13 protein-coding genes and 4 pseudogenes are annotated in these 18,228 nt (G+C 65.2%); 10 read left to right on the top strand and 7 right to left on the bottom strand.

The window, feature by feature from the left end:
• Positions 1-21: 21 nt before the first annotated feature.
• The 3 genes and pseudogenes from ACQPYK_RS49175 to ACQPYK_RS49165 all read right to left on the bottom strand — a co-directional run.
• A complete protein-coding gene (locus ACQPYK_RS49175) occupies positions 22-1,056 on the bottom strand; it encodes a hypothetical protein (protein ID WP_433259755.1) in 1,035 nt (344 codons plus the stop codon).
• 28 nt (positions 1,057-1,084) lie between these two features.
• Positions 1,085-2,259, bottom strand: a protein-coding gene (locus tag ACQPYK_RS49170) for an IS3 family transposase (protein ID WP_433259754.1) whose coding sequence is annotated in 2 segments (ribosomal slippage) — positions 1,085-1,987 and positions 1,990-2,259 — 1,173 coding nt in all. Because the reading frame shifts where the segments join, the coding sequence is not laid out codon by codon here.
• Positions 2,260-2,324: 65 nt separating this feature from the next.
• Positions 2,325-2,453 (bottom strand): annotated as a pseudogene (locus ACQPYK_RS49165) (IS110 family transposase); the annotation flags it as partial.
• 446 nt (positions 2,454-2,899) lie between these two features.
• Between ACQPYK_RS49165 and ACQPYK_RS49160 the strand changes: the two are divergent.
• The 9 genes and pseudogenes from ACQPYK_RS49160 (at position 2,900) to ACQPYK_RS49120 (ending at position 11,985) form a co-directional block, all read left to right on the top strand.
• Positions 2,900-4,741, top strand: a complete 1,842-nt coding sequence (locus ACQPYK_RS49160; protein WP_433259753.1) for an asparagine synthase-related protein — start codon at positions 2,900-2,902, stop codon at positions 4,739-4,741.
• Positions 4,738-5,025 (top strand): lasso peptide biosynthesis PqqD family chaperone, encoded by a 288-nt coding sequence (locus ACQPYK_RS49155; protein ID WP_433259752.1) that lies wholly within the window; start codon positions 4,738-4,740, stop codon positions 5,023-5,025. Before ACQPYK_RS49160 ends, ACQPYK_RS49155 begins: the two co-directional genes overlap by 4 nt.
• The gene (locus ACQPYK_RS49150; RefSeq protein ID WP_433259751.1) at positions 5,022-5,441 is read left to right on the top strand and encodes a lasso peptide biosynthesis B2 protein; all 420 of its coding nucleotides are present in this window, start codon (positions 5,022-5,024) and stop codon (positions 5,439-5,441) included. The genes ACQPYK_RS49155 and ACQPYK_RS49150 overlap by 4 nt, the downstream gene beginning before the upstream one ends.
• A gap of 765 nt (positions 5,442-6,206) precedes the next feature.
• Positions 6,207-7,091, top strand: a pseudogene (locus ACQPYK_RS49145) (ABC transporter ATP-binding protein).
• Complete coding sequence (locus tag ACQPYK_RS49140) at positions 7,088-7,930, top strand: ABC transporter permease (RefSeq protein WP_433259750.1); 843 nt, start codon at positions 7,088-7,090, stop codon at positions 7,928-7,930. Before ACQPYK_RS49145 ends, ACQPYK_RS49140 begins: the two are co-directional and overlap by 4 nt.
• 91 nt (positions 7,931-8,021) lie before the next feature.
• Positions 8,022-8,780: a hypothetical protein gene (locus ACQPYK_RS49135; RefSeq protein ID WP_433259749.1), complete on the top strand. Its 759-nt coding sequence runs from the start codon at positions 8,022-8,024 to the stop codon at positions 8,778-8,780.
• 116 nt (positions 8,781-8,896) lie between these two features.
• Positions 8,897-10,039, top strand: coding sequence for a cytochrome P450 (locus ACQPYK_RS49130; protein WP_433259748.1), 1,143 nt, complete (start codon positions 8,897-8,899; stop codon positions 10,037-10,039).
• 411 nt (positions 10,040-10,450) lie between these two features.
• Positions 10,451-11,210, top strand: a pseudogene (locus tag ACQPYK_RS49125) (IS1634 family transposase); the annotation flags it as partial.
• A gap of 346 nt (positions 11,211-11,556) precedes the next feature.
• Complete coding sequence (locus ACQPYK_RS49120) at positions 11,557-11,985, top strand: hypothetical protein (RefSeq protein ID WP_433259747.1); 429 nt, start codon at positions 11,557-11,559, stop codon at positions 11,983-11,985.
• 110 nt (positions 11,986-12,095) lie between these two features.
• Here the strand turns inward: ACQPYK_RS49120 and ACQPYK_RS49115 are convergent, their stop codons facing one another.
• Positions 12,096-12,656, bottom strand: a complete 561-nt coding sequence (locus ACQPYK_RS49115; RefSeq protein ID WP_433259746.1) for a GtrA family protein — start codon at positions 12,654-12,656, stop codon at positions 12,096-12,098.
• 890 nt (positions 12,657-13,546) lie between these two features.
• Positions 13,547-14,730 (bottom strand): annotated as a pseudogene (locus ACQPYK_RS49110) (IS3 family transposase).
• Between ACQPYK_RS49110 and ACQPYK_RS49105 the strand changes: the two are divergent.
• Positions 14,692-15,537: a hypothetical protein gene (locus ACQPYK_RS49105; RefSeq protein WP_433259745.1), complete on the top strand. Its 846-nt coding sequence runs from the start codon at positions 14,692-14,694 to the stop codon at positions 15,535-15,537. The pseudogene ACQPYK_RS49110 and the gene ACQPYK_RS49105 overlap by 39 nt on opposite strands.
• A gap of 625 nt (positions 15,538-16,162) precedes the next feature.
• On the opposite strand, the gene ACQPYK_RS49100 is transcribed toward ACQPYK_RS49105, so the two are convergent.
• Positions 16,163-16,999: a hypothetical protein gene (locus ACQPYK_RS49100; protein WP_433259744.1), complete on the bottom strand. Its 837-nt coding sequence runs from the start codon at positions 16,997-16,999 to the stop codon at positions 16,163-16,165.
• 109 nt (positions 17,000-17,108) lie between these two features.
• Positions 17,109-18,098: a lytic transglycosylase domain-containing protein gene (locus ACQPYK_RS49095; protein WP_433259743.1), complete on the bottom strand. Its 990-nt coding sequence runs from the start codon at positions 18,096-18,098 to the stop codon at positions 17,109-17,111.
• Between the last annotated feature and the right edge of the window lie 130 nt (positions 18,099-18,228).

Here is an 18,228-nt window from a genome sequence, read left to right as displayed (position 1 = left end):
CCTCCGGATCGGCGGGTTCTTTTATGTCTTCACTTCACTGGCAAGAGGCTGAAGCTCTTGCCTCCGACGGGGGCGCTCCGGGATGAGGGGAGACGGGGCGCCGGGCCCGATGGAAGGCCGCCACCGGCTCAGCCCGGCCAACTCGGTCTCAGCCAGGCGGATCTGCCCGCGGAGCCTGTCGATACGGTGCCTGCCGTCGGTGGCGATGGCGCGGGCCCGCTGCAGGCGATCCTCGGTCTGGCGGGCGTGGGTGATCCGGCCGACCTGCTCGGCGAGCTCGGCGCGGCGCTGGCCGATCTGGGTCTCCGCGGATCCGCCGCCATGCTCGCGCACCTGGCGCAGGTGTGCGTTCGCCGTGGTCAGGGCAACGGACGCCGTGGTGGCCTTAGCCGCGAGGTCGTTCACGCGCTGGGTCAGCGCGGCCTCGCCGAGCAGGCCCAGCCCATACGGGGTGCGTGCCAGCTCCAGCAGCGCGGCCTCCCGCTGCACGACGGCCGCGTTCTCGCGCTCGGTCCTCTCCGCATCGATGCGGGCCTGCCCCGACACGATGGGAGCGGGGGCGGCGATCGGTTCGGGCTCGGGCGTCAGGAAGGAATCGGCCCGCTCGATCTCTTCGGCCCGGCTGCGGGGCTCGCCGTAGCGGAGCTGGTCAGCCTCGGACTCCAGCACGGTGCGAGGCAGATACAGGTGCGCGCTGATCTGATCGCGGGTCAGCGCCGAATACAACGTGTGCGCATCCAGGGTCATGCCGTAGATCCAAGCGTGGTGGGTGGTCTGGCTCTGGCCGACGGCCACCCTCATCGCGGTGCCGTGCGAGAGCCCACCGGCGGCGATGCAGGTCGGGCTGAGCGTCTCCCGCTGGATCTGCCAGCCGTCAGGCGTCTGCCGGCACGCGCTGATGCCGGCCGTGGTGGTGGCGTTGATGGGTGGGGCGCAGGTGAAAGCCAGCCGTAGCCGCTGGTCGATGGCGATGCCTACCGTCCCGGCCTCGTACCCGATCCCTTCGTCGGGCAGGATCAGAGGCCGGGTGTGGCGTTCCCCCCGGGGCGTGGACACCCGGTTTCATGCAGCCAGTACGGCCATCCTAGCGAGCCGATCTTCGTAGACGGCCGACGGCCGGAGGGAGGTTCCCGATCGCCGAGTGCCTGCGCCGGTGGTTGTACCAGGCGATCCAGCGGAAGATCTCGGTCCGGGCCTCGGCCTCGTTACTCCAGCGGCGCTTCTTCCTGCCATGTAGCGGTTCACGCTTGAGGGTGGCGTTGAACGCCTCGGCCAGGGCGTTGTCCAGACACGTCCCGGTCCTGCCGCTCGATCGGCGGATCCCGTTCGTGTCGCAGAGCCTGGCGAACTCGGCCGACATGTACTGACATCCGCGGTCCGTGTGAAAGATCATCCCGTCTGCGCGGCCACCACCGCGAGCACGCACCGCCGCCTCCAGCGCGTCGCTGACCAACCCGGTGCGCAGGTGGTCGGCGATCGACCAGCCGATCAGGCGTCGTGAGCCGATATCGATCACCGTGGCGAGATAGAGCCACGAGTCACCGACCGGTAGATAGGTAATGTCCCCACACCACCGTCGGTCGGCATCACCGGGCGTGAAGTCGCGTTCCAGCAGGTCCGCAATCGGCGGGGCGCCCTCGTCGGGAATCGTGGTCCGCCTGCCTCTGCGCAGGTGCAGTCCGACGATGTTGTGAACGCGCATCAGCCGGGCGATCCGCTTCTTGTTGATGCGCTCACCGGCCTCGCGCAGTTCAGCAGTGATCCGCGGGGAACCGTTCATGCCGCCGGATGCGGCGTGCAAGCGCCGGATCTCGGTGACGATCCGCTCATCCTCGGCGGCCCTCACCTGACGGGCCGGCTCGCGGGCCAGCCAGGCGTAGAAGGCGCTGCGGCGCACGTTCAGGACCCGGCACAACCGCTTGACCCCGTAGACGAGGCGGTGGGCGGAGATGAACCCGAAGCGGCCACTCAACGATCCATCTCCTTGGCAAAATAGGCGGCCGCCTTGCGGAGGATCTCCTTCTCGGTCTCCAGCTCGGCCACCCGCTTGCGCAGCCGCGTCAGCTCTTCGCGTTCGCTGCGGGCCAGGCCGGTCCCGGCCTCGGCCTCGGTGTTTTCGGCCTCGCGCACCCACACACGCAGCGTCTCGCGGTTCATCCCGAGTTCCCGTGCGACGTCGGCGCAGGTCCGGCGTGATTCACGGACCAGGCGTACCGCGTCCTTCTTGAACTCCTCGCCGTACTTCGACGGACATGCCACCTCGAACACTCCCCTTCATGGAACAAGATCCATTGTCAGGGGTGTCCACACCGAAGGGGAAACCTCAGAGGCCGATGTGCCTGGCGGTCGGTGCGCAAGATGTTGGCCAGGACGAGTGCGTCGGCGTGGTCGGACTTGGCCCGTGCAACACTGCGGCGTTCCCGATATCGGGATGCAGCCATGGGAGCCACCGATTCGCGGATGGTAAGTCTCGATACACGCGTAGTGATCGCAACACAAAGCTGTCTTGCCACCCTCTTGACAACTCGCGATACATGTGCGGAATAGCATCCAACGAAGCCTGCGATTCCACTTGACCGATTTGACAGGGAATGCTTAACCTAGTCGAGGTGATCATCGCAGGGAATTCAATATACAAGCAGAGAGAGGGAACGTCATGAATAGAGATGCCTTTACATATGAGGCGTCTTCCTTACCAGTGACGCCCTGGATACGTTGAGGATTCACGCAAGGTCGTCGGCGGACTCTCCCCGCTCCAGCATTCGCACGGCATACAACCGCTCTTCGAAGGCGGCTCTCCGATCGTAGGGGGCAGCAGCCTTACGCAGTCACTCTAATACTCTTATTGACGATCCTGTTTAGTTTGTATGCGTAGCGAGTCATGGGTAGGAATCTCTATATGGACGCACCGGCTGAGACTGAGACAGATGCGTGGTTTTTTCTGGCGCTGCCTGACCACGATGCGGCCGCATCCATAGCGGATCGGGTCTTACCCCGCTCCACAGTGGCTGTCGACCATCCCTCTGGCCGTCCGTGGCTGCTCGGGTGTCTGCCATCGAACCAGGTGGTGGTGCACGGCGATGGCCCCAATCGGTTGGCGCTTGTCGGTTCGACTGCGGTCACTCCAGAGCAGCTTGGCAAATTGAGCAACAACGCCAGATCCGTGGGCGACTTGACGGAGTTATCGGCACAGTTCGCTGGAAACTACTGCGTTATCGCGACACTCGGGGGACAGATTTACGCCCAAGGTTCGGCTTTGGGCGTGCGCAGGGTCTTCCATGCGCTGATCGATGGTATGCGGGTGATCGCGGACAGGGCGGATGTACTGGCCGAGCTCGGGGGGCTGTCTATGGACGACACCGCGCTTGCCCTGCGGCTACTGCCCTCGCTGCCCCACCCACTCGAGGAGATTCCACTGTGGCACGGGCTGCATCACGTCGCCCCGGAGGACTACGTCACCGTGGACCGTGATGGCCGCGGCTGGAACACCGGCACCTGGTGGCAACGACCCGAGCCACGGCTGTCCCGTGCCGAGGGGGCGCGGAAGCTGCGCGCCGCAGTGGAGGCGGCCGTTGAGGCCCGCACGGCGCCCGGTGCCCTGATCTCCTGCGACCTCTCGGGCGGCCTGGATTCCACCCCGGTGTGTTACTTCGCCGCGCAAGGGCCGGCGGGTGTGCTCGCCAGGACCTTGTACAACGACGACCCCGGCGGACTAGAAGACCTCAAATGGGCCCACCGGGCTCTCCCCTCCATGCCGGGAGTGCGAGAACACGTCGTTGAGTCGACGGATGATATGCCGCACTTCTTTGGCGGGTTACTGGATGTGCGCGATCGGCTTGACGAGCCGACTCAAGCCGCGATGGCGGGGCCGCGGATCTCATACGGCCTCCGGGACGACGCGGCCCGGGGGATTGCCATCCGTCTCAACGGTCTCGGTGGGGACCACTTGCTGCGGGGAATGGGCTGCTGGGAGCACACTCTGTTTCGCAGTCGGCCGCTGTTGGCCTGGCGCAGGGCCCGTGCGATGCATGTGGCCCACGGTCACGGCATCGGCACCACAGTGCGCGAGCTGCTGGCCCGCGACTCGTACCGCGAATGGCTACGAAAAGCCGTCACGAATGCGCTCGGCGGCAGCGCGACGCCCGAGCTTCCACGGATCAGCGACTGGTCCATGCCGCTAGGGCTGCCGCCGTGGCTGTCGGCCGACGCCCGCGATGTGGTAGCCGCGAAGCTCCGCGACGTCACTCGCGTGGCCGAGCCGCTCGGGCCCGATCGTGCGGCGCACTGGGAGCTGTTCACACTGCGAGTCGCTGCGCGCCTTGTCCGCGGTACCAGCCAGCTTGGCCCCCGCTGCGGCGTCGTATACGACGCCCCACTGCTCGACGATCACGTCGCCGAGACGGTCCTGGCCGTGCGGCGCGAGGAGCGCGATACCCCCGTGGAGTGGAAGCCGTTGATGAAGGCCGCCATGCGTGGCCTGCTGCCTGACGAGTACCTGCGTCGCACGACGAAGACAGGCGGATCGGCGCAGGCCGTGCGTGGCTTCGCCGCTCATCACGAGGATCTTCGTGCATTGTGCGACAGTTCGGGGCTGGCAAGCTCGGGCCTGATCGACATGACCAAGCTGGCCGAACAAGCCCGACCCGACCCGAAGACCAGGCCGCCGCACGAGATCAACAAGGCCTTCAATATGGCGATGTTCCTGTGTAACCAGACCCGCCTAGGAGAACGGCGAGGTTGAAACGACATGAGCGGGAAACGATGATGACAACCCCTCCCTCGTTCAGAGACGGGATCTCGCGAGCGCACACGGATTACGGCGATGTGATCCTCGATGAGATCAGCGGGCACTACTGGCACGCGAACCCCACTGCCGCACTCGTCTTGGAGACCATCGAACACGGCGGTGACGCAGCGGATGCAGCAGGCCGGCTTGTCGCCGAGTTCGGTGTCGACTCGAGCGTGGCACGTGCGGACGTCGACGAACTGCTCAGCCGCTTGCGGAAGCTGGGAGTGCTGCGATGAGCGAGCTCCTTCCGGAAGTCCCTGCCCAGGTGGCGCTGCCCAACAGGCTTCTCATCAGCCTGATCGTGCCCACCGCCAGGGTTCTCAGCCGCAGGCCGCCGCGTCGGCTGCGCCGATTGTTCGGTCGGCTGGCCGCGGGCGCTCGCCCGGCAAGCTACGCGGAAGCCCAGCTGGTGATAGATCAGCTTCTCACGACAAGCCCACAGTGTCGAGGGGGCTCCTCGTGTCTGGTCCGCTCGATCTCGGCGCTGCTGCTGTGCCGCTCCCGGGGGATCTGGCCGACCTGGTGCGTCGGGGTGGTCGCCACTCCCCCCTTCGCCGCACACGCCTGGATCGAAGCCGACGACCAGATCGTCGGCGAACCCGTGGCCCGCGAGTACTTCCGCACATTCTTCACCGTGCCTGCAGACGCGTAGACAGAGGTGTCATACGGCCGCGCCAAGGGTCCAGAGCCAGTAGCAAGAGAGGATTGTCGAAAGGCGGCGACAAAATGAGCACCGCGGAGTATGAAGCCCCCGCCGTTGTGGAACTGGGGACCTCTAAGGCGAGAACCGGCGGGATCGGTTGCCCGATGACAAGGTGATCTTTTCGCGTGGTGAACTCCTTTCTCGCCAAAGCTAAGCCGAAGCTTCCGATTCTTCACCGCGCCTATAGAGCTCGGTGAATCACAGCTCGGGCGACCGCAATGGGTGTCCCGAGTCTTGAGCAATCAAGGAGTTACGAAAAGGAGGTGAAAAATGAACACCACGGAGTATGAAGCCCCTGCGGTTACGGAGCTGGGCGAGTTCTCCCTGGAGACTGGCGCTGGCTGGGGTTTTCAGGACGAGTGCTGGGTGCCCTTCTCTGACAGAGAAACCTGTTAAGAGTCTCAGCCGTTAGAATGCTGGAGGCCTCCTAAAGCAACCAGTCTACAAAGAATTCTGGTTAGTTGGATCGGATTCTCTCGAACGAGCTCGTTGTGGGGCGGACTCGACCGTCCCACAACGAGCTCCCCCCTGTGCGTGGGTACAACAGAGTCGGCCGACAATACAGGTGAGGACATCGGAGATGAGATGCCACAGGTAAGGGACGGCCATACGGCGGCATGCGAGAGGACTGTAGCCACTGCTGTGGCAGGAAAAGACTCTCACTACGCGGAAAAGAGCAGGTCAGATCTGGTCGTCGAAACTCGTGGGCTGCGGATGCGTTACGGCATCACCGATGTGCTCCACGGAGTGGATCTGCAGGTATACCAGGGTGAGGTGGTGGCCCTCCTCGGACCGAATGGGGCGGGCAAGACGACCACTATCGAGATCTTGGAAGGGCTTCGGAAGCGCTCCGCTGGTCATGCACGCGTCCTGGGGACTGACCCGGAGGAAGGAGACGAAGCATGGCGCGCACGCCTGGGCATCGTTCTGCAGTCCTGACGTGATCATCAGCGGTGGCGGGTTCGTGAACTGCTCGGTCACCTTGGCCGCTACTACGCCCCCTATGGGACGGCGGGGCGGTCAAGACCCTACGACACGGACAAGCTGATCGCTCGTCTCGGATTGACCGAGCAAGCGAACACGAGGATCGGGAAGCTCTCTGGCGGACAACGTCGGCGATTGGACGTTGCCATCGGCCTCGTCGGCAAGCCAGAGCTGCTATTCCTAGACGAACCTACCGTCGGCTTCGACCCTCATGCCCGGCAGGAATTCCACGATCTAGTGCATAGGCTGTCCAGCCAGGAAGACACCTCGATCATACTCACCACCCACGACTTGGATGAGGCGGAGAAGCTTGCCAACCGGATCCTCATTCTGGTGGGTGGGAAGATCGTGGCCGCTGGAACAGCTGCACAATTGGGCAGACAGGTTTCTGGTAAGACGGAGGTCCGGTTCACGCATAGCGGTAGGTCGCATGTGCATTCGGTCGAGGATGCCACCGAATACGTGAGAGAACTGTTCGCTCGCTATGGCAGGGAAGTCAAGGACTTGGAGGTACACAGACCTCGCTTGGAGGATATCTATCTGACCGTGGTCCGCGAGTTCGAGTCCGGTCGGCATGTCGCATCACAGAGCGCGAGGATGGAGGTGGGACCGTGAACCCCCGCGTGATCGCCTTTCGTACGGGGCTGGCCCGCGGCTGGATCGAGTTCCGGCACAATCGCGCGCAAGCCTTCGGCTATGCGTTCTTCCCCGCCCTCGCGCTGACCGTGATGTGTGTCATGCGCGGCAACACGGTTGCAGGGACGGGTGTCTCTCTCGGTACACGCGCGATTCCAGGAATCATTGCGATGAACGTCGTCTTTACCGGACTAACGCGGCTGGCTTCGGCGCTGATGATGGAACGCGAGGATGGTACGTTGCTACGGGCGAAAGCCACGCCGAACGGCGTTCTCGGCTACCTCACCGGCAAGGTGGTCAGCCAAGCCGCAATGATTATCGCCACATCGCTCATCGTGATGATTTCAGCGGGATTCCTGTTCGAGGGACTGCGGCTGAATAGCATTGCGGCCTGGCTGACGCTGGTCTGGGTAATGACACTCGGCATGGTCGCGACGCTACCGTTCGGGGCGACCGTCGGCTCCCTCTTCAAGAACCCCCTGAACCTCAGGTATATCTCGTTGCTGACCATGGGACTAGTGGCGATCTCCGGCGTCTTCTACCCTTTGGGCGCCCTACCTCAATGGATACAGTGGATTGGGCAGATATTCCCACTCTACTGGATCAGCCTCGGGATGCGCTCAGCAATGCTGCCCGACGCGCCTGTCGCCACCGAGATCGGCGCTTCCTGGCGGTTCCTGGAGACGTCCGGAGTGCTCAGAGCATGGGCGATCTTCGGATTCGTGGTCGCCCCCGCCATACTGCGTCGCATGGCCCGGCGTGAGTCCGGATCCAGCGTGACTTCTCGACGCGAGAAGAGGCGGCAACCATCCGCATAGGCGCCACTGACGTCACTGCGGCTCGATGGTGGGAGCCCTCGTTACTTATCGGGGTGCGGAGCCTTGTCATACACGATTCGGAGGTGCTTTCATGACGCGCCGGCGCTGGGTGCTTGCCTATAACGCCGATTGCCGCCGATGCCGGACAATTGCCTCGATGGTCACGGATACGTGTGAGGAAGTCGTACAGCTCCTGCCACTGTCCGACCCCGAGGTCGCGTCATGGCGTCAACGGTCACGCCTTTCAAAGACCGAGTGGGTGCCGACTCTGTTCACCGTCTCCGAGACGCGAGTGCGCGCGTGGACCAGATCTTCGCTGGCGATAGCCCTGGCTGTACGACTCGGCCCCCGACGCGTGGTACGACTGCTCAACGCGCTAAGCGAGGCTCAGGAGAGCGGCACGCCCGGCGGGAGCCGGCTCATGGTCGGCCTGCGTGAAGCATTCCGGTTGGCCAGGGCGCCGGCCGTGCCAGGAGACGACTCAGCCACCGCGCAAGCTCGGGCATGGATAGCGGCGAACAGGGGACATCTGCCACAGACGTACGCCGACATCATCGCATTCTCTGCTGTCTATCGACGGCTACTCTTTGCCGAACTGTCGCCCATCGCCAAGGGGGCTTTCTGCCGAGACCACCTGGACGCCTACGCGGAGGGACGGGCGGGCGAGTTGTCTCCACAGCAAACGATGGCACTTAAACGAGCAAGGGCCGTTCTTGGTAACCCCACCGCGTTTGCAGAACCTCGATCGGAGGCCACGAAACGTCGGATGGAAACCACGCAAGCAGAGCTCCGAACATCGTTCAACGATGACGAAATGCGCGACATCTTCGGAATATTCCGGGCTGCCTGACGCAGAGAGTTCATCACCTTGAATACCCCGCATCGAACCTTTCATCCTCTGGACGGAGTTCTGTGACGACGAACGATCTGCCCCAGTTGCCCTTTCCGTGCCCGGACGTGTTGACCGTGTCGCCTATCTACGCGGAGCTCCGGCGTGCGGGGCCGATCAGCCGGGTCAGTACACCAGCGGGTGCCCCGGCCTGGCTGGTGACGGCGCACGCGGAGGCGCGGTCCCTCTCCGGCGACCCACGGCTGAGGCGCTCGCGCCCTGAGTCGGAGAAGGCCGCGCGCATCTCCGGCACAGCCCTGAACGGCAGTCATGTCGGCGATCACAAGACGGAGGAGGCGTTCCACGCCCGCATGCGTCGGCTGCTGGTCCCGGCGTTCGCCGCCAAGCGCATGCTGGCACTAAGCGAGCGCATCGAAGAATTGGTGGTCGAGCGGCTGGACGCCATGGCGGAGGCGTACGACCAATCTCCCGACGGGGTCGTGGACCTCCACCGCCATCTGGCGGCACCGCTGCCCATCGCGGTGATCTGTGAGCTGTTCGGAGTGTCGGAGGAGGAGTACTTCCGCGGCCTGTCGGCCCGGATGGGTGCCTCGGCCACCGGTGGCGACGCACAGCAGACCTGGGCCGAGTTCGCCGCGTACATGCTCCGGCAGGTCGCGGCCAAGCAGGATGATCCCGCCGAGGACATCCTGTCCGACCTGGCCAGGGCCAAGGCCGCCGAGTCCGATTTCACCGAGGAAGAGCTGATCATCATCGCGGTCGGCATCCTCTTCGCCGGCCGCGAGAGCACGGCCGGCTTTATCGACTTCGGCGCCCTCTGGCTCCTATCCGACCCGCGACGGCTGGACGCGGTGGTCGCGGACCCCGGGCGGGTGGAGGGAACGGTGGAGGAGATCCTCCGGCTCTCCGCGCCCAGCAACTTCGGCCTGCGCCGCTACGCGCACGAGGATGTTGAGATCGGCGGGGTCACCATCGCCCGCGGCGACGCCGTGATGATCTCCAGTGCGGCCGCCAACCGCGATCCCAATGTCTTCCCTGATCCGGACCGGTTCGACCCCAGCCGCAGCCCCAACCCCCATCTCACGTTCGCACACGGCGCCCATTTTTGCATCGGCGCGAGCCTGGCCCGCATCGAACTCCGCGCGGCATTCACCGGCCTGCTCGCCCGGTTCCCCGGCATCCGCCTGGCCGTGGGACTCGACGAGATCAAGCCCCGGACGGATGCCTTCGGGGTGACCGGAGTTCCCGTCACCTGGTGACCGAAGTGAACCGGGGAACCGGGGAAACGGGGAAACGGGGAAACGGGAGAATCCCTATGCTGTGATGGACGCACTCAATACGCTCGGCACCGAGTTTCCACAGCTGCCGTTCCCGCGTCCGGGTGCATCGAGCCTCTCTCCCATCTATGACGAGCTCCGCGGCCTTGGCCCGGTCAACTGGGTCCGTACATCCGCCGGTGACCTGGCGCGGCTGGTGACCGGGTACGAAGAGGCCCGGGCCTGTTCAGCGACACGCGCCGACGGGGCCGTTCCAGCCCGGCGCCGGAGGAGGCAGCCAAGCTCCCCGACGCCGCTATCATGGGCGCTTTCGTGACCTCTCCGACCGGATAAACTCCATGACCAGGGGAGGCGACGCCAGAAAGCGTTCGCCGAGTTCGGCGGGTACACGCTCGGGCCCTGCACGTCCGTGACAACTTGCGGGTCAAAGAGGTCAAACTTGCCGCTGACCTCGGCCGCCGGTGGATCATCTGCCACAACCCCATCGAAGCCGAGTGCGACCAGGCCCGCCTCCAGGAACAACTGGAGGCGATCACCGCGGAACTGGACTGGATCCGCCACCACTCGCGCTGCTGATGCCGCCAAGGCGAAGGCCAAGGCCGCTCAGCAGGGCAAGAAGAAGGCTCCCCGGCCATCGGATGGGCCGCACCGCAAGGCCGAATGCGCGTTGCGCGATCACCCGTCCCTGGGCCGGTGGCTCAAGCAGCACCCGACGGCCGGGCGCCTGTCCATCGATGCGGCGAAGGTCAAGGCCAACTACGACGGCAAGTACCTGATCGCCACCTCCGACCCCGAGCTGAGCCCCGAGGACATCGCCCCGGGCACAAGAACCTGCTCCAGGCCGGAGCGGCCTTCCGCACCATGAAGACGACCTTGGACCTACGACCCGTCTACCACCGGCTGGAGCAACGCATCATCGCTCACGTGCTGTTGTGCTGGCTGGCGCTGCTGCTCATCCGCGTCGCCGAACGCCGCACCGGGCAAACCTGGCGCACCATCAACCGCGAGCTGAGGCGCGTGCATCAGGTCACCCTATCCGGCCCGCCGGACGGCTCCAGCAGACCACCCGCCTCACCCCGCCCAAGCCCAGCTCTACAAAGACTGCGACGTCGCAATGCCGCCAAAGATGAGCGGTCTGCAACCCGCCGAATAGGCCCTGAGCAGGGATAAAGCTTCTCGAAGGTGTGGACACACGCCTCCGAGGCCGATTGCACCCGTTTCCCCAGGTTAAGTACGCAATCCAGAGCTCTCGTCTGCCCACCAACTGCGAAACTCGGGTGTCCGACCCCGAGGTCGCGTCATGGCGTCAACGGTCACGCCTTTCAAAGACCGAGTGGGTGCCGACTCTGTTCACCGTCTCCGAGACGCGAGTGCGCGCGTGGACCAGATCTTCGCTGGCGATAGCCCTGGCTGTACGACTCGGCCCCCGACGCGTGGTACGACTGCTCAACGCGCTAAGCGAGGCTCAGGAGAGCGGCACGCCCGGCGGGAGCCGGCTCATGGTCGGCCTGCGTGAAGCATTCCGGTTGGCCAGGGCGCCGGCCGTGCCAGGAGACGACTCAGCCACCGCGCAAGCTCGGGCATGGATAGCGGCGAACAGGGGACATCTGCCACAGACGTACGCCGACATCATCGCATTCTCTGCTGTCTATCGACGGCTACTCTTTGCCGAACTGTCGCCCATCGCCAAGGGGGCTTTCTGCCGAGACCACCTGGACGCCTACGCGGAGGGACGGGCGGGCGAGTTGTCTCCACAGCAAACGATGGCACTTAAACGAGCAAGGGCCGTTCTTGGTAACCCCACCGCGTTTGCAGAACCTCGATCGGAGGCCACGAAACGTCGGATGGAAACCACGCAAGCAGAGCTCCGAACATCGTTCAACGATGACGAAATGCGCGACATCTTCGGAATATTCCGGGCTGCCTGACGCAGAGAGTTCATCACCTTGAATACCCCGCATCGAACCTTTCATCCTCTGGACGGAGTTCCGCAGATCACAGCATGATCCCGCGGCTACCCGGCGAGTGGAGAGTCGGATCAGGCCGCCTCGTCCTTGGGCTTGGGAGCTGGAGCCAGCCGCACGCGGCCGGGGTGAGCCTCCTCGTCGGGGAAGACCCACTTCCGGAACGCCCAGAAGCGGAAGACCATGGCGATCAGCGTGCCAATGACCTGCGCGCTCATGAAGTCGGCAATCTCCTGGGTGACCAGGCTCACGTCCGGGGTCTCCAGTAGGAACACGTACCGGGAGATCCATAGCGGCACGGAGCTGAGCACCAGACCGACACCACTGACCAGGAAGAACAGCACCGCCTCGTGATGGCGCTCGCGACCACCCCTAGTCCGGAACGACCATTCACGGTTCAGCACGTAGGACACGATTGTCGCCACGAGCACCGCGATGACCTTCGCGGTCACCGGCTTCGGTTCCAGAATGGTCAGCTTCAGCCCATAGAACACCGTGTTGTCCACCAGGAACGCTGTTCCACCTACCATCGTGAACTTAAGCAGCTCACGGTGCTTCAGCACCAAGGCGTGCAGCGGTCCCGGCAATCTTGCGAGTATTGCGTTTGCTATTTCGAAGCATCCCAATCTTCTCACCAGCCGGACACTCTAGTCTCAAGACTCACTGGCACGCCTTTCCGCCTCGAGCGGCTGGAGCCGCACTGGACGACATCTGGTATCAATCCTCACTCACACCACAGTCGAGTACTTCGCGGTGGAGCATCCGTCAGGGGCCCGGACCGTCTCGGTGACCGGATGAGCCACCCAGCAAACTCCAGCCCGGACACGACGTTGGGATGAGTCCCAACCGAAAGCGGATGATCAATCCGATCAGGCGCCCACCATACATTCGTTCCATTGCGCCCCACCACTCTATTGGGCCTGATCCGCCACCACATCGCCTGGCGCAACCGCGACAGCCTGACGCGCACGCCGGACCGTAAGCAAGGTAGCCACGGCCTGACGCGGCGATAGCGAGGTTAACCTCGATGACTCAGCCTCGATGACTCAGGGGACAGTCGTCTCGATTGAGTTGTGTGGCGCGGCGAAGGTTTCCGCCTGATCGTTTTTCTCTCGTGTGCCGGGGTGCGGGTGGCCGACCGAGGCGCTCGGTGGGCGGCGGTTTCCACAGGGCCGCGCGGCTGCCGGTCGCTCCTTCCTGTTCTCGGTGGGACACATTCGTGCTGGTCAGGTGGCTGTTGGCAGGGCGCATAGGCGCTGCCAGCAGACTAAAGACGTTCTTCCACGGCGAGGTGGCGCTGATCTTCAGGGTCCGCTGGCGGGCATGCGTGACCAACCGGGCGGGCAGGTGCCACAGGCGGTAGCGGAGAGTTGGGGGCTCAGCGCGGGCCAGCTCAGCAGCGTCGTACAGACCGAGCAGCCGGGCCCAGGCATCGACGTCGGCGGCAAGATTGGCCGCGAGGACCCATCCGACGTTGACGTTCCAGTCAATAGTGGCGTTCCCCCCGAGGTGTGGGCACCCGGTTTCATACAGCCAGCGCCGTCATCTTAGCAAGCCGATCTTCATACACGGCTGGAGGTAGGTTCCCGATCGCCGAGTGCCGTCGACGGTGGTTGTAGCGAGCGATCCATCGGAAGATCTCCGTGCGGGCGTCGGCCTCGTCGTTCCAGCGGCGTTTGCCCTTGCCGTGCAGCAGTTCGCGCTTGAGGGTGGCGTTGAACGCCTCGGCGAGCGCGTTGTCCAGGCATGTGCCTGTCCTTCCGCTCGATCGGCGGATGCCGTTGGCGGCGCAGAGCGCGGCGAAGTCGGCCGAGGTGTATTGACAGCCGCGGTCGGCATGGAAGATCACGCCGGTGGCGTGGCCGCCGCGGGCCCGCACCGCCGCTGTCAGCGCGTCGCTGATCAGCTCGGTACGCAGGTGGCCGGCGATCGACCAGCCGATCAGCCGGCGTGATCCAATGTCGATGACGGTGGCCAGGTATAGCCAGGAGTCGCCGACCGGCAGGTAGGTGATATCGCCGCACCACCGCTCGTCGACCGCGCCCGGGCTGAAGTCGCGCTGGAGCAGGTCGGACACGGCGGCAGCCGCCGGGTCGGGGATGGTGGTCGGCCTGCCCTTGCGCAGGTGCAGGCCGACGATGCTCGCCTGGCGCATCAGGCGGGCGACCCGCTTGGCGTTGACAATCTCTCCGTCGTCGCGCAGGTCGGCGGTGATCCGAGGTGAGCCGTGGGTCCCATCCGAGTCGGTGTGAAAGGCCCGGATCTTCTCCACGATCCGCTCGTCCTCGGCCGCTCTGGCCTGGCGGGCGGGTTCCCGCTTGAGCCAGGCGTAGAAGGCGCTGCGCCGGACGTTCAACACCCTGCACAGCCGCGCGATGCCGTAGCCGGCGTGGGCAGAGATGAACCTGAAGCGGCTGGTCAACGATCCATCTCCTTCGCAAAATAGGCGGCTGCCTTGCGGAGGATCTCTTTCTTGGTCTCCAGCTCGGCGACCCGCTTGCGCAGCCGGGCGAGTTCATCGCGCTCGGTTTTGACCAGGCCCACACCCGACTCGCTGTCGGTGGTTTCGGCCTCGCGCACCTAGGTGCGCAAGGTTTCGCGGTTCATCCCGAGTTCCCGCGCCACGTCGGCGCAGGAACGGCCCGTCGTGCGGACCAGCCTCACCGCGTCTTGCTTGAACTCATCGCCAAACTTCGACGGTCGTGCCACCCGAAGGCTCCCCTCTATGGAACAAGATCCATTGTCAGGGGTGTCCTCACCTCGGGGGAAACCTCAGTCTATGACCGTGAACCGGACCCTCAGCGCCTGGGGTATGAGCGGATTATCGCCGGCCGGGCAGAGACCTACGGGCAGCTGTTCGACCTGGACGCGATCAGCTCGGCCTACGCCGAGGCCCTGCCCGATGACATCGCCCAGCTGCACATCGCCGCCCTGCAGGAGCACCGCGATATCCGGGTGGGAACCTACGCCTCGGCCGATCTCCTGCTGGAGCACGCTCCGCTGCCCATCCAGGGCTTGACGCTCGGCCATCCGGTGGCCATGACCCTCATGCAGGCGTGGGATGCGGTGGCGCTCATCCCCGTACCCACACCACGGCATGCGGAAAGTCCAGTGGCGGCATCAAAGCCGACCTGCCGCAGGCCGGACATCCCGGTATGCGAGCACGAGGGGCGCCACGCATGGATCGGCGAGGTCGACGGAGCGCTCAGCGACGAGCTGCTGAAATTCACTCAGGTTTACTACTCCACGGATTTCCTGATCCAGGGAAAGCCGAGCAGCCTCGATGATCTGCTCGGCCGCCCCTACCTGATCGCGGTGACCTACCGCCGCTACGTGGCCACTCCCATCCTGCTGCGGCGCAAGATCAGCGCGGAGTTGCATCAGTTGATCTGCTGCCTGCTGCGGGGGATGGATAAGCGCGATGATGAGGATGAGCAGGTCCCCGGGCGGCTGCAGGGCCCTGAGCGCCTGCACGCGGAGGCCAGGATCAACCAGGCGTTCCTGTCGTCTGTGTAAAAGATTTGCGAAACCGCGGCAAGCTTCTCAAGCCGATCGGGCCAGCAGCTCGTCGATACGCGCGATGGCCGCTTGGACCAGGGCCAGGTGCCGCACTGGCACCGACGCTGGTGCTGCTGCTGCCAGCGGCGGGGCTGGGGCTGGGGCCTGGGGTCGGATAGCGCTGAGCACCACGGTCGCCTCCTGATCAGGGTCGTCATGGCGATTGGGAGCCGGAACGTAGGGCGGTGGCCAGACCCATTGCGATATGACAACCTGCGTGACAGGCGGCAGATGGCCTCGCCCAGCAGGTGGAGCCGGAAGCTCGGGTCGGTGATGGCGGCCCTTCGGACGGGACGGTTCAGGACTGGGCGGCATGGTCATCGACGTTCTCCTGAAAGATGATCAGTTCAGCGGTGGCGGTTCGGTCGGCCCGCTGCAGGGTGGTTCGGTCTCCACGGGCGGAGGCGAGGGGAGGGCGGCGCAGGCGGCTCACTCGGTCCGAGATAGGGCACGGGTGTCGGTTTCGGAGTGCGCACCACCGGCGCGACCGTGGTGGTCCGCGATCGCGGCGGCCGCATTGGCACAGTCGCTTGAGTCATCGTCATGGCATCTCCTGATGCGGCATCGGCAGGCAGGCGGGTCCTCACGGCACCGGCGGCGGGTCGCTGGGCCCGGTGTATGGCGGCTCGGTCGCCGTGGTGGGCGCGGGCTCGGCCGACGGCACCGGCGGCGCCTCGCTGGGCCCGGTGTTGGGCAAAGGAGCGGCGCTCAAGGTCGGTTTGGGCTTGGTGGTGGGCCGGGTGCTGCGGGTGGGCGAAGGGGTGGGCTCGGCGGAGCGGTGCGGCCGGGCCGGGCGGGTGATGGGCTGGCGGGTGGGGCGGACGGTGGGACGACGGGTCGGCGAAGGCGCCATCGACGGGGTCGGCGAAGACATCTTCGGCAGTGGGGGAAGCGTCTCCAGCGTCACCGGCTGCTCGCTGGTCAGTGGGCTGGCGGCAGGCGGCTCGGCGGCAGGCAGCTTGGGTTCGCTGCTGGAACCGCTCGGCCACAGTGCCCACGCCGCGATCACTGCGGCTGCCGCCGCGCCGAGCAGGGCCCCCTGTAGCGCCATCGGCGATACGCGACGGCGACGCTGACCGCTCAGGTCCCACTCCTCGGCCTCGTCCTCGTCCTCATCGTCCTCGTCGCTTGTGACGATCGGACGTGAAGGCTGTGCCGAATCGTCCTGGTCATCTCGGTGGTTGCGCCGCCACCACGACCTGGGTCTGGGGTCGCCGTCCTCACTCCAGAACTCGCGATCGGGATCGACGTCGCCCAGGACGCCCAGGGAGGGCTCATCGTCGGTGCCGCCGGCGTCGGCGGCTACGGGCTCGGGCTGGGCACGGGTCGGACCTGTCGCGTCGGCTGCCCCGGCCAGGTGCCGCAGCGCGGCCGAGCCCGTCAATCGCCGCCCGCCCGAAAGGTCCTGATCTTCGCGCATGGTGGCAGATCTTAGACAAGATCCACGCAAGGTAACAAGGTTATTGACTCATAGAAAATCGGCTAGAAAATCCCTGAGCCTCGGCTTCTGTGCTCCTGTGGACGCACTTTTAGCGCATGGAGATATGAACATGATCTTGATGGTTGGCGGTATGGCTGCCCCGGTCGGCCATGGGGCGCCAGCCTTCACCTGCGCGCGTGACGTTCCAGATCCGCTGCCTCCAGATGACGTACAGGATCCCTAGGCGTTCGGCGTTGGTCTGGGCCCAGGCCGCGATCGCATCACCGCGGGCCTGCTCGCCGGGGGCGGGGATGCGCCCTCCGGTCGACAGCATGAAGTCGCAGGCCCGGCCGAGCGGGTGCTCGCCGCCTCCGGCGATGCCGCCGTTGGCGCGGTAGCAGCCGATGCCATAACGCGGGCTGAACTGCTGCTTGACCAGGTCGCGCACGGTGCGCATCCGGGGGGTGATGTTGTCGGGGCCGCCGGGCCGCTCCGGGGCCAGGGCCCCGGCCGACGGCGCCGTCGCGGTCGGCGCGGCCTTGGCCTGGTAGTCCTTGGCGACGGCCAGGACGCTGTTGACGTAGGCGTCGGAGTGGTTGTAGGCGAACAGAGCCTTGCGCACATCGGTCGCGGCTTCGGAGGAGCACAAGTACTTGGCCGCGCCGTAGATCGCATCAGCGGGGTTGTAGATGTCGGCCCAGCCGTCGCCGTCGCCGTCGGTGGCGTAGCCGGTGAAGGGTGAACCGATCTTGATCTTCGGTGCTCCGCCCCAGGTGGGGATGAGGAACTGCATCGGTCCGGCGGCCCCGGCGTAGTTGGTGCCGCTGGTGACGCCGGGCAGTCGGGAGCGGCCGTGGTCGGTTTCGATCTTGCCGACCGCGGCCAGCACCGTCCATGACAGGCCTGGGCAGGTGCGTGCGGCGGCCACATACAGCCGCAGCGTCTCGTCGGGGATGCCGTCGACCGTGGCCGGTGTCGCTTCAGGTTCGGAGCCGGTCTCGGCGCCGGCCGACAGACCGAGTGGCAACAGCAGTACCGCCACCAAGCCGAGGACGGCTACTACGGCGAAGAGGGCCATTGCGGCTACACCGATGATCACGATCCGCATTGTTTGACCGATTTCACGCTTAATGTCCTATCGACCAATTGTTGTCAAAGTGGTAAGACACTAAGTCATGCGCTTATCTGGCGTAAGGGACAAAATGACACTCGATGGAAAGTACGCGAAT

The organism is Streptosporangium sp. CA-135522, from assembly GCF_050949235.1.
In the GTDB taxonomy this organism is placed as follows: domain Bacteria; phylum Actinomycetota; class Actinomycetes; order Streptosporangiales; family Streptosporangiaceae; genus Streptosporangium.
The sequence above is the reverse complement of the archived record's forward strand: the minus strand, read 5'-3'. Positions and strand labels throughout refer to the sequence as shown.